The 11,102-nt window shown below is 71.3% G+C and carries 9 protein-coding genes and 1 pseudogene; 4 read left to right on the top strand and 6 right to left on the bottom strand.

What is annotated here, in order from left to right:
- Nucleotides 1–38: 38 nt before the first annotated feature.
- Complete coding sequence (locus ACIA8D_RS29610; RefSeq protein WP_399237029.1) at nucleotides 39–683, bottom strand: fasciclin domain-containing protein; 645 nt, start codon at nucleotides 681–683, stop codon at nucleotides 39–41.
- A 163-nt stretch (nucleotides 684–846) separates the two neighbouring features.
- Between ACIA8D_RS29610 and ACIA8D_RS29605 the strand changes: the two are divergent.
- A pseudogene (locus ACIA8D_RS29605) lies at nucleotides 847–1,921 on the top strand (molybdopterin-dependent oxidoreductase).
- An 81-nt stretch (nucleotides 1,922–2,002) separates the two neighbouring features.
- Here ACIA8D_RS29605 and ACIA8D_RS29600 read toward each other — a convergent pair.
- Nucleotides 2,003–3,148 (bottom strand): serine hydrolase domain-containing protein, encoded by a 1,146-nt coding sequence (locus ACIA8D_RS29600; RefSeq protein ID WP_399237028.1) that lies wholly within the window; start codon nucleotides 3,146–3,148, stop codon nucleotides 2,003–2,005.
- 244 nt (nucleotides 3,149–3,392) lie between these two features.
- Here ACIA8D_RS29600 and ACIA8D_RS29595 point away from each other — a divergent pair, with 244 nt between their 5' ends.
- Nucleotides 3,393–4,073, top strand: coding sequence for a hypothetical protein (locus ACIA8D_RS29595; protein WP_399237027.1), 681 nt, complete (start codon nucleotides 3,393–3,395; stop codon nucleotides 4,071–4,073).
- 34 nt (nucleotides 4,074–4,107) lie between these two features.
- On the opposite strand, the gene ACIA8D_RS29590 is transcribed toward ACIA8D_RS29595, so the two are convergent.
- The 4 genes from ACIA8D_RS29590 to ACIA8D_RS29575 form a co-directional block, all read right to left on the bottom strand.
- A complete protein-coding gene (locus tag ACIA8D_RS29590) occupies nucleotides 4,108–4,977 on the bottom strand; it encodes a dioxygenase (RefSeq protein WP_399237025.1) in 870 nt (289 codons plus the stop codon).
- Between the two features lie 3 nt (nucleotides 4,978–4,980).
- Entirely contained in the window at nucleotides 4,981–5,832 is an 852-nt protein-coding gene (locus ACIA8D_RS29585; RefSeq protein WP_399237024.1) for a citryl-CoA lyase, read from the bottom strand.
- Nucleotides 5,825–7,021 carry a CaiB/BaiF CoA transferase family protein gene (locus ACIA8D_RS29580; protein ID WP_399237022.1) on the bottom strand — a complete coding sequence of 399 codons (1,197 nt, stop codon included), beginning with the start codon at nucleotides 7,019–7,021 and terminating at the stop codon, nucleotides 5,825–5,827. The genes ACIA8D_RS29585 and ACIA8D_RS29580 overlap by 8 nt, the downstream gene beginning before the upstream one ends.
- Before the next feature lie 80 nt (nucleotides 7,022–7,101).
- Complete coding sequence (locus ACIA8D_RS29575; RefSeq protein WP_399237020.1) at nucleotides 7,102–7,923, bottom strand: IclR family transcriptional regulator C-terminal domain-containing protein; 822 nt, start codon at nucleotides 7,921–7,923, stop codon at nucleotides 7,102–7,104.
- 154 nt (nucleotides 7,924–8,077) lie between these two features.
- On the opposite strand from ACIA8D_RS29575, the gene ACIA8D_RS29570 reads away from it, so the two are divergent.
- The gene (locus tag ACIA8D_RS29570) at nucleotides 8,078–9,574 is read left to right on the top strand and encodes an amidohydrolase family protein (RefSeq protein ID WP_399237018.1); all 1,497 of its coding nucleotides are present in this window, start codon (nucleotides 8,078–8,080) and stop codon (nucleotides 9,572–9,574) included.
- 247 nt (nucleotides 9,575–9,821) lie between these two features.
- Entirely contained in the window at nucleotides 9,822–11,078 is a 1,257-nt protein-coding gene (locus tag ACIA8D_RS29565) for an MFS transporter (RefSeq protein WP_399237016.1), read from the top strand.
- The last annotated feature ends 24 nt before the right edge of the window (nucleotides 11,079–11,102 follow it).

Below are 11,102 nucleotides of genomic sequence, written 5' to 3'. Positions count from 1 at the left end.
ATTGGCGGCGAGTGCGAGTGACGGCACCGGCTGCCGGGTCAGCTCTTGGGCATCAGGACGCTGTCGATGATGTAGACGGTGGCGTTGGCGGTCTTGACGTTGCCGCAGACCACGTTCGCCGAGTCGTTGACCTTGTAGGACTCCCCGGATCCCGCGGTGGTCAGCTTCGACTTCTCCAGCGTCTCGAACGAGCCCTTCTCCAGGTCCTTCGGCGTGAGCTTCTTGCCGACCACGTGGTAGGTCAGGATCTTGGTGAGCTGTGCCTTGTCGTTGAGGACCTTGTCCAGGTCCGCCTTCGGGATCTTGGCGAAGGCTTCGTTGGTGGGCGCGAAGACGGTCACGTTCTCGGCGTTGTTGAGGGTGTCGACGAGACCGGCCTTCTTCACGGCGGTCACCAGCGTGGACAGGTCCGGGTTGTTCGACGCGGCGGTGGCGACCGGGTCCTTCGCCATGCCGTCGAAGGACCCCGCACCGTCCTTGGGCACCGACGAACAGGCCGCACCGAACGGCTTGCTCATCGTCGAGGTGTCGTCCGACGGGCTGGACTTTTCGGTCCCCTTGGACGCGGAAGCGCTGTCGGAGCCACTGTCTTTGGAGCTGCTGTCGGAGCAGGCGGTCAGCGCGAGCGGCAGCATGGCTGCGGCGGCGACGGCGACGGCGGCACGACGGGTACGAGTGCGCATGGCAATCCCTCCACGGGCGGATCAGTGGGAGCTTCTTCGCTCCCGACACCCGTAATCCGGCGTGGACGGGAATGCGGATTGGTCGATTCCCCGAACGGGTGAAGATCGGCGGCTGGAGGGGCGCCGACCAATCCGAACCCCGCGCGGGGACCCATTCCGGGGCATGGACGGCAAGGTGACACACCCCCGGCCGCGCGGCAGCAAGCGCCTGGCCCTCGGCGCGCTGAGCGGGCTGCTCGCCGGATACGCGGCCATCGCGATCGCGGAACTGGCCTCCGCCGCCGTACGGCCCGAGTCGGGGCCGGTCGTCGCGGTCGGCGGGGCGGCCATCGACCGCACTCCGCCCGCCGTTAAGGACTGGGCGATCCGGCAGTTCGGCACCAACGACAAACTCGTGCTGCAACTGGGCATTCTCGCCGTGCTGTCGCTCCTCGCCCTGGTCCTGGGCATGGTGGCCACCCGATGGCGTCTCGTCGGCTCGCTCGGGGTGCTGGCCCTCGGTGGCATCGGCGCGCTGGCCGCCATCGGCAGGCCCGACTCGACGGGCGCGAGCGACGCCCTGCCCTCCGTGCTCGGCGCGGTCGTCGGCGCCGCCCTGCGCATCGACGGGATCAGCCCGTTCGTGACACCCAACGCGGACTTCTACCGCGTCGACACCGCCCTGGTCGTCCCCAAGGTCGACGCCACCACCTGGAAGCTCCGCATCCACGGCAAGGGCGTCGAGCGTGAACTGACCCTGACCTTCGCCGATTTGCTGAAGCTGCCGCTCATCGAACGCACCATCACGCTGGCCTGTGTCTCCAACGAGGTCGGCGGGCCCTACGTCGGCAACGCCCGCTGGATCGGCGTCCGCCTGGCCGACCTGCTCCGGGAATGCGGTGTGCGGCCCCCTTCCCGGGGCGGGCCCGCCGACCAACTGGTGGCACGTTCCGTGGACGGCATGACGATCGGCAGCCCGGTCGAGGACGTGCTGGACGGACGGGACGCGATGCTTGCCGTCGGCATGAACGGCCAACCGCTGCCCTTCGAGCACGGCTTCCCCGTCCGCATGCTCGTCCCCGGCCTCCACCCGTGACACCTGGCGCCAGTGGTCCTACGCGTGGCCGGCCACCAAGGGCAGCCACACCCTCACGGTCCGGGCCACCGACCGCACGGGCACGACACAGACGGACAAGCGCACTCCGACCATCCCGGACGGTGCTTCCGGTTGGCACTCCGTGGTGGTCACCGTCGACTGACCACCTATCAGAAACGGGCGTATGCGGACGCACACGCCCGGAGTCGCGGACCCCGCCAAGGGCAACCGGGTCAGTGCCGGATTACCCCACGAGGTCCCCGATCGTGCGCGCCACCTCGACCGCCCGGGGATCGGCGCCGCCCGGCCACGGGCCGCGGGCCACCGTGTACGCGAAGGCCACGCCCGTGTCCGGGTCGACGCAGCCCACCGCGCCGCACGCGCCGTCGTGACCGATGCTGCGCGGGCCGCCCCACGCCAGTTGCCTGCTCGGCTTCTGGAAGACGATGGCGTGGGCGCGGTCCTGCTGGTCGAGCACCTCGTCGTAGCCGCGCACCTGCTGTTGGCCGACCGTGGCGACGGTGTCGGCGCTCAGCAGCGGCGCGGCTCCCTCGACACCGGTCACCGCGGTCGCGAGCAGCGTGGCGATGCCGAGGGCGTCGGCCGTCGCCGAGCCCGCCGGGTGGCCGAAGCGCCAGGACCGCTCGTCGTTGGCGAGGTGGACGGGCGGTCCCGGCCGGGGCCCGAAGGTCAGCCGCTGCATCGCGTGCGGCGGTCCCTGCGGCTGCGGGGTCTCACCGAGCGGCGGGATCATCGGGAGGACGTCCACGCGCCGCTCCTCAAGACCCTGTCCCTCGGGAACGCCGAGGTAGAACTCGGCGCCGAGCGGCCGACGGACGGTCTCCTCGTAGAAGTCGTGGAGGGTGCGGCCGGTGATCCGGAAGACCAGCTCGGCGGCGAGGTTCCCGATGGTCAGCCCGTGGTAGCCGAAGGCCGATCCGGGGTGCCACAACGGCCGGGCCGCGGCGAGCCGTTCGGCGCCCTTGTGGTGGTCCAGCAACTCGTCCCAGGACAGGCGTGGTTGGGCCTCCGGCAGGCCCGCCTGGTGCGAGAGCAACTGGCGCACCGTGACCCGCTCCTTGCCGGCCTGTGCGAACTCGGGCCAGTACGAGGCCACCGTCGCGTCGAGGTCCAACTGCCCGCGCTCGACGAGGAGGCCGACCGCGACCCCGATGATGTTCTTCGACGTCGAGTACGGCACGATCAGCGAGTCACGCCCCAAGTGCGGCCCGCCGTACGCGTCGAGGGCGATGCGCCCGTCCACGTACGCCGCGACCTGGAACGACAGGTCGGGGTCGGCGGACAACAGCCGGTCGAGCCGGTCGACGACCACCTCGAGGCCGGCCGCGGCCCGCCCGGACAGCGGCCCTTGCAGCTCCGACAGCTTCATCGTTCTCCCTTGATCCGCTGATGGGTCGACCTGCGCGTGCGACCAATCGATCACTGGCACTTGCACGTGTCAAGAGTCTGTGCGGCGCCCTCCCCGACCCCTGCAAGGGCCGTGCGAAACACCGTGTGTTCCTATGTCGGGGCCGAGGGAGTGGGACGCCGCACGGATCGCCGTGCGGCGCTGGGCAGTGAAAGGGCGGGTGGCAGGGGTGGCGGAGACGGGCAACAGAGGCCGGCGGACAGTCATGTGGTTGCTGGGCGCCGTGCTGATGCTCGCCGTCGGGGCGGCGATGGTCCCCGAATTCCTGGCGGCGCAGCAGCGGGAGCGGGAGTTCCGGGCGGCCCCCGTGTGCGCCGCTGTTCCGGTGCGGGTGTCGGACTGTCGCTGGGAGCAGAGGTTCACCGTGCGCGGCGTGGCTCTGAACCGGGCGTCGCGGTCCAAGTCGCCCGAGGTCGAGCTGACGCTGCCGTCCGGCAAGCCGTGGCACGTGACCTTCCGGAACACCAACCCCGTGCTGTCGGGGCTCGAACCGAAGGACAAGGTGGTCGGGTTGATCTGGCGCGGCGACGTCGTCGAGCTGCGCGACACGGCGGGCGAGCGCCAGGAGACGACCGACGGCCCTCTCGACCGGCCGACGGACCGCCTCGCCGGCGCGCTCGCCGGGCTCTCCTTCGGCTCGGCCGCGCTGGTGGGTGGGTTGTGGTCCGCGTTCGCGCGCGGGAACCGGCGTCACGACGCGGCGGGCCGGATGGTCTGCCTGCACGGCATCCCGCTGGGCGTCACCGCCATCCTGGCGCTCTGGCTCCAGTCGGCCAACGACTGGCCTGCGCGGTCGGTCCCGATCATCTGGGGGACCGTCGCGGCGCTGACCCTGGCCAACATGGTGGGGTTCGTCGTGGCGGCGCTGCGGGGGAAGGTGAAGTAGGCGACTCCCGTCCGGACGCCCGTGTCGGCCCGCGCTACTCCGGTTCCAGGATGAAGGTGTACTCGGCCTGGAGGTACGGCTCCGTGAGTTTGCTGTCGTCCGGTGGCGGGGTGTCCGCCGGGTGGTGTTCCGCGAAGGGGACGACCAGGGCGTCCTTCGTGCCGAACACGACGTCGCTGTCCAGGTATTGGCCGCCCGCCCGGAACAGGTGGGTGATCAGTCTGCGGTGACCGGGGTGGTCGATGAGGAAGTGCACGTGCGCGGGGCGGAAGTGGCTGATCCGGGTCCGGTGGATGAGCTCGCCCACCGGGCCGTCCATGGGGATGGCGTAGCCGCGGGGCACGACGGTTCGGATGCAGTACGTGCCGTCCTCGCGGGTGGTGTACTTCGCGCGCAGGCGGGCCTCGTCGACCCCGGGGACCTGCGACTCGTACGCGCCGTCCGTGTCGGCCTGCCATACGTCGAGGACGACGTGGGGGAGCGGCGTGCCGGCGGTGTCGGTGACCGTGCCGGTGAGGAAGAGCGGGGTGCCGGGCAGGCCGTCCGACATGTCGTGGGCGTAGGGGACCTCGGGCGATCCGTCGATGTGGAAGGGGCCGAGGACGGTGGCGGGCGTGGCACGCTCGGAGAAGCGGTGGCCGAGTTCCACGGTGAGCATGCTCAGGCCCAGGACGTCGGAGGCCAGTACGAGTTCCTGGCGCTTGTCGTCGCTGAGCCGGCCCGCCGCTGTGAGCCAGGTGATCGCGGCCGCCCACTCGTCCTCCGTCAGGTTCACCTCGCGGGTGTACGCGTGGAGGTGACGGACGAGGGAGGTCATCAGCTCGGCCAGGCGTGGGGACTCGGCCGTGGACCAGCGCTCGGCGGCCAGTTCGGTGAGGTCGTGGTCGTGCTCGTCGGTGGACACGGGCTACTCCTGCGGGGAGGCGGGGGTCGGTGGGATCGGAGTGCTGTGCTGTTCCACGGAGGCGAAGATGTCCCGGGCCACCGGTGTGCGGATCTCCTCCGCCAGCTGTCCGATCAGGCCCGCCGTGCGGGCGAGCAGGGCGAATCCGCGCAGGAGGGGGAGCGGGAGGCCCAGGTCGGCGAGGGCGGCGCCGCACACTCCGGCACCGTTGAGGGGGAGGGTGCGGCCGAGGACGGTCGGGTGGGTGCGGCCGATGGCCTCGAAGAGGGCGAGGTGCGGGCCGAAGCAGCCTTCCTCGCGGGCGATGTCCATCAGGCGCCCTGTGCGCGGATCGCCCTCCTTGTGGAGGTGGTGGCCGAGGCCCGGGATCAACTCGTGTGCGTCGCGGCTGTGTTGCAGCGTCCGCAGCGCGATGGCGTCCCAGGCCGGCCCGTCCTCGGGTGGCGTCTGGGAGTCGCCGAGCGAGGTGACGACCGCGTTGAGGAAATGGCCGGTGTCCTCTGTGACACCCAGGAAGCGGGAGCCGCCGCCGAGCAGCCCGGCGGCGAGGGCGCCCTGCACCGAGTCCGGGGCGGAGAGATACGTGAGGCGCGAGACGATCGCGGTGGGCGTGAAGCCGTGGTCGGCGAGCGCGGCCAGGACCGCCTCGAAGACGCGGGTCTCGCCGGGGCTCGGCCGGCGCTGCGTGGCCAGCCAGAACGCCAGCTCCCCGAAGCCGACGGAGCCCATGATGTCCTCCGCCAGGTCCTGCCCGAGGAGCGTGATCCGCTTCGGGTCCGATGCGCCCAGGGCGGTCGGGTAGGAGGGGTGGGTGGTGGCTGCCGGGGGCGTGGGGCGGCTCGACCGGTCAGGCATGAGGGGGCTCCGTGGTCGGGGACTTCGCCAGCCAGGCGCGCAACTCCTCGCCGTGCTCGTCCAGTTCGGGCGGCGGCAGGTGGTACGAGGCCGCGGTCGCGGAGAAGCGGATCGGATGGCGGGTCGTGGGCAGGGCGCGCTCGCCCTCGCCGACGGTCACGACGGGGTCCAGGCCGAACTCCTCGGCCGTCGCGAAGCCGCCGTCGATCGTGTTGATCGGGCCACTGGGCACCCCGGCCCGCACGAGCAGCGTGAACCATTCGTGTGCGCCGCGCGTGGCCAGGCGCTCGACCAGGATCGGGCGCAGCGCGTCGCGGTGGGCCGTGCGGTCGGCATTGCGGGCGAAGCGCGGATCGTCGGCCGTGTCGGGGATGCCCAACACCTCGCACAGCGCATGGAATTGACCGTCATTGGCGGCGGCGACGATCAGGTCGTGGTCGGCCGTCGGCAGCGGCTCGTACGGGAAGACGCTGGGGTGGGCGTTGCCCATGCGGTACGGGACCGTGCCCCCGGCGACGTAGGCGGAGCTGTGGTTGACGAGGCCGGTGAGCGCGGAGGACAGGAGGTTCACCTCGACGTGCTGGCCCTCGCCGGTGGCGTCGCGGTGGCGCAGCGCCGCGAGGATGCCGATGGCGGCGTGGTTGCCCGCCATGACGTCGAAGACGGAGATGCCGGCCCGGAACGGCGGGCCCTCCGGGTCCCCGGTCAGGCTCATCAGTCCGGACATGGCCTGCACCATCAGGTCGTAGCCGGGGACGTCGCGGCCCGCGCCGGTGCCGAAGCCGGTGATGGACGTGTAGACGAGGCCGGGGTTCGTGCGGTTCACCGAATCGAAGTCGAGGGCGTAGCGGGCCAGGGTGCCGGGGCGGAAGTTCTCGATCAACACGTCGGCCCGGTCGGCGAGTTCGGCCGCGAGGGCGGCGTCGGACCCGTCCCGGAGGTCCAGGGTGAGGGAGCGCTTCCCGCGATTGATGCCCAGGTAGTACGTCGAGACGCCGTCGTGCACCGGCGGCATCCATGTGCGGGTGTCGTCGCCGCGCGGGCCCTCGACCTTGATGACGTCGGCGCCGAGGTCCGCGAGCAGCATCGTCGCGTACGGGCCAGCGAGGATTCGGGAGAAGTCGGCGACGAGGACGCCCGACAGCGGTCCTGTGGCGGGTGGTTGGCCGGACGGGGTGCTTGGCGGCATGGACCCAGCCTCTCCGTGTCCGGACGCCGGACACTTGTCCGTGGGTGATTCTGAGCGCGGCGGGGGTGACCGTCAAGGCGTCAGAGTCGCGCCACCGGAACCGACGTCATCGTCGTGTGCGGCACCGACGCCACACGGCCGAAGTCGAGGCTGATCTCGCCCGCCGTATGCAACAGGCGCGGCAAGTGGTCCCGCACCAGCACGTCGACGGGCGTCTCGGCCGCGTGCGCGTTGACGTTGACACTCGCGACGACCCGGCCCGCCCCGTCCCGCAGCGGCGCCGCCACCGAGCGGATGCCGCGGGCGAGCTGCTCGTCGGTGAGGGCCCAGCCGCGGGCCCGTACGTCGCTCAACTCCGCCTCCCACTCAGTGCGTTCGGGGCGCCACAGCGCAGTGAGGCCCGAGCGGCTGGGCTCGGCGAGGGCCCGTGCCGCCTCGTCCGGGGGCAGCGCTGCGAGCAGCACCTTGCCGAGGGAGGTCTGCAACGCGGGGAAGCGGGTGCCGATCTGCACGGACAGCGCGACGATCTTCGGGCGGGCCACGCGGGCGACGTAGACGATGTCCGAACCGTCGAGCTGTGCGATCGAGCAGGACTCGTCCGTCTCCTCCACGAGGCGTTCGAGATGCGGGCGCGCCACGTCCCACAGGCCCATCGACCGGACGTAGGAGACCCCGAGGTCGAGAACGCGCGGCGTGAGCGCGAAGCCGGCGGCGCACTGGCGGACGTAGCCGAGTTCGGTCAGCGTCAGCAGGATGCGGCGCGCGGTCGGGCGGGCGAGGCCGGTCGCGCCCGCCACCTCGGCGAGCGTCATCGCGGGCCGGCCCGGCCGGAACGCGGTGATCACTTCCAGGCCGCGGGCCAGTGCCTCGATGAAGTCCGGGCCGGTTCCTTCGCGGGGCATGGCGGCTACCTCCGGGCCGTGGGGCTCTCCAACTCCCCGCTGTGCGTGGGGGGATTGACAGTAGGGTGCGCCTTCATCAGCATCGGTGGCAATGGCCGACCGGCATCCGGACGCTCGTCCGAAATGGCCCGGAGCGCCGCAGAGGAGACCGATGATGCATCGCTCAGCTCCCTCGGATCCGCCGAACCAGCCCGACCTGCCGCACCCGCCGGACGCCTTCCCGCCCGGACGGCCCGTCGTCCTGCGCGGTGGCACCGTCCTGCCCATGGGCTCCGCCCGCCGGATCCTCCCCGACACCGACGTGCTGGTCATCGGTGACCGTATCGCTGCCGTCGGCCCCCAACTAACCGTCCCCGACGGCACCTTGGAGATCGACGCCACCGACGGCATCGTCATGCCCGGCATGATCGACACCCATCGGCACATGTGGCAGACGGCCATGCGCGGCTACGGCGCCGACTGGACGCTCACCCAGTACTTCGTCTGGTACTACCTCGAACACGGCACCTCCTTCCGCCCCCAGGACATCCACGCGGGCAACCTCCTCGCCGCCGTCGAGGCCCTCGACGCGGGGGTCACGACCGTCGTCGACTGGTCGCACGGACTGCAGAGCACCGGGCACGCCGAGGCCGCCGTCGACGCGCTGCGCTCCGTTCCCGGCCGCCACGTCCTCGCGTACGGCAACATCCAGCAGGCACCCGCCGAATGGACCGCGACCCCCGACTTCCGCGCCTTCGCGCGCCGGCACATCGCCGAGGCCGACGACCTGCTCGGCTTCCAGCTCGCCTTCGACGTCACCGGCGACCCGGCCTTCCCCGAGAAACCGGCCTTCGAGGCGGCCCGCGAACTCGGCGTTCCCGTCAGCACCCATGCGGGAGTGTGGGGCGCCACCAACGACGACGGCATCCGCCTCATGCACGAGCACGGCTTCATGACACCCGAGACGGTGTACGTGCACGCGGCGACGCTGTCACCCGACTCGTACCACCGCATCGCGGCGACCGGCGGCTCGGTGTCCGTGTCCACGGAGAGCGAGCAGAGCGCGGGCCAGGGGTACCCGACCACGTGGGCGTTGCGCGCCCACGGCATCCCGGTGTCCCTGTCCATGGACACGAGCGTGTGGTGGAGCGGCGACCTGTTCTCCGCGATGCGGACGACGCTGGGCGCCGACCGGGCCCGCGAGCATCTGGAGGCACACGCGCTGGGGGAGACCGTCACGCACTGCGCGCTGCGGGCGGAGCAGGTCGTGGAGTGGGCGACCGCAGGCGGCGCGCGGGCGCTCGGCCGTGACCGCGACCTCGGCGGCGTCGCGGAAGGAAAGAAGGCCGACCTCGTCCTCATCAGGAACGACCACTCGCCCGTCTCCTTCCCGCTCCTCAACCCCTACGGACACGTCGCCTTCCAGGCCCAGCGCGGCGACGTGCACACCGTCCTCGTCGACGGGCGGGTCGTGAAGCACGACCACCGGCTCGTCGACATCGACCTCGCCGCCGTACGACGCGAGGCCGAGGCCACCGTCGAGCATCTGCGGTCGACGCTGGGCGAGGAGGCGTGGCGGGCCGGAATGAACCCCGACATCCCCGAGACGAAGGTGCTCGACAACCCGTACACGTACACGGACTACCGGTCCGCGGCGACCCACGGGAAGTGAGCTGAGCCGAAGGCCGTGTCGAAGGCACCCGGCCACGTGTGAAAGACTTTCACCCTGCCGGTGTGTGCACGGTCCCGGGCCTACGGCCGAGACCGTCGTCTTCACCACTCCTCTTCCGTTCTCCGGATGCCACGCCCGTTCTCCCCGGTCGTGTCGTGTCCGGATGTTCGCATGAGCGGGTGGGGCAGGAACGCCCGCGTCGGCGCCCCTGACCCCACGTGCGACGGAAACGACGGAACCAAGCCTGATGACACAAGTGGATGTGCCGGCAACTGACGCAGGACCGGCGGACATCGGCGGCGACAAGCCCAGCCGTTACGCGAAGAAGGCGGTGTTCGCCTCCTCCCTCGGCTACGCGATGGACGGCTTCGACCTGCTGATCCTGAGCTTCGCCCTCTCGGCCATCTCCGCCGACCTGGGCCTGGACAAGGCGCAGGGTGGCTCGCTCGCCACCATCACGCTCATCGGCGCCGTCGTCGGCGGACTCGTCTTCGGGATGCTGGCCGACCGGTTCGGCCGGGTGAAGGTCCTCACGTACTCGGTGATCTTCTTCGCCGTCTTCACCGGCCTCTCCGCGCTGGCGACCTCGTACGGGGAGCTGTCCGCGTTCCGGTTCCTGGCGGGCGTCGGTATCGGCGGCGAGTTCGGCATCGGCATGACACTCGCCGCCGAGGCCTGGCCGAGCAAGAAGCGGGCGCGCGCCACGTCGCTGGTGGCGCTCGGCTTCCAGGCGGGTGTGCTGGCCGCCGCGCTCGTCTCGGCGCCGGTGCTCGCCGCGTGGGGCTGGCAGGGACTCTTCGTGATCGGTGCCGTGCCCGCGGTGGTCGCCATCGCGCTGCGCTCCCGGCTGCACGAGCCCGAGCACTTCACGCGCACCCGCACCGAGGGCACGCGCCTTTCGACGCTCGCCTCGCTGAAGCTGCTGGTGAAGGACGGCCCCACGACCCGAGCCAGCCTCGGCGTCCTGGTCCTGACGTCGGTCCAGAACTTCGGCTACTACGGCATCATGACGTGGCTGCCGACCTACCTCAGCGAGCGGTTCGGCTACAGCCTCACCAAGTCCTCCGGCTGGACGGCCGTCACGGTCGTCGGCATGGCGCTCGGCATCCTTCTCTTCGGTGAACTCGCCGACCGCCTCGGCCGCCGCAGGACGTTCTGGCTCTTCCAGGTCGGCGCGGCCGTCTCCGTCCTCGCGTACAGCCAGCTCGTCTCGCCCTGGGCGCTGCTCGTCGGCGGCGCCGTGATGGGCCTCTTCGCCAACGGCATGACCGGCGGCTACGGCGCGCTGATGGCCGAGCTCTACCCGACGCAGGTGCGGGCCACGGCGCAGAACACCCTGTTCAACATCGGCCGCGCGGTGGGCGGATTCGCGCCCGTCGTCGTGGCGCTGTGCGCGGACCGGTGGGGCTTCGCCGTCGCCATCGCCCTGCTGTCCGCGATCTACGTCGCCGACATCCTCGCCATGTTCGTCATCCCGGAGCGCAAGGGCGAGCGGCTCGCCTGAGCGTCTGCGACGGCACCCGCGCAG

This window comes from Streptomyces sp. NPDC051684, assembly GCF_044453445.1.
Taxonomy (GTDB): Bacteria; Actinomycetota; Actinomycetes; order Streptomycetales; family Streptomycetaceae; genus Streptomyces.
Note: the sequence above shows the minus strand (reverse complement) of the source record. Positions and strands in the feature narration are given on the sequence as shown.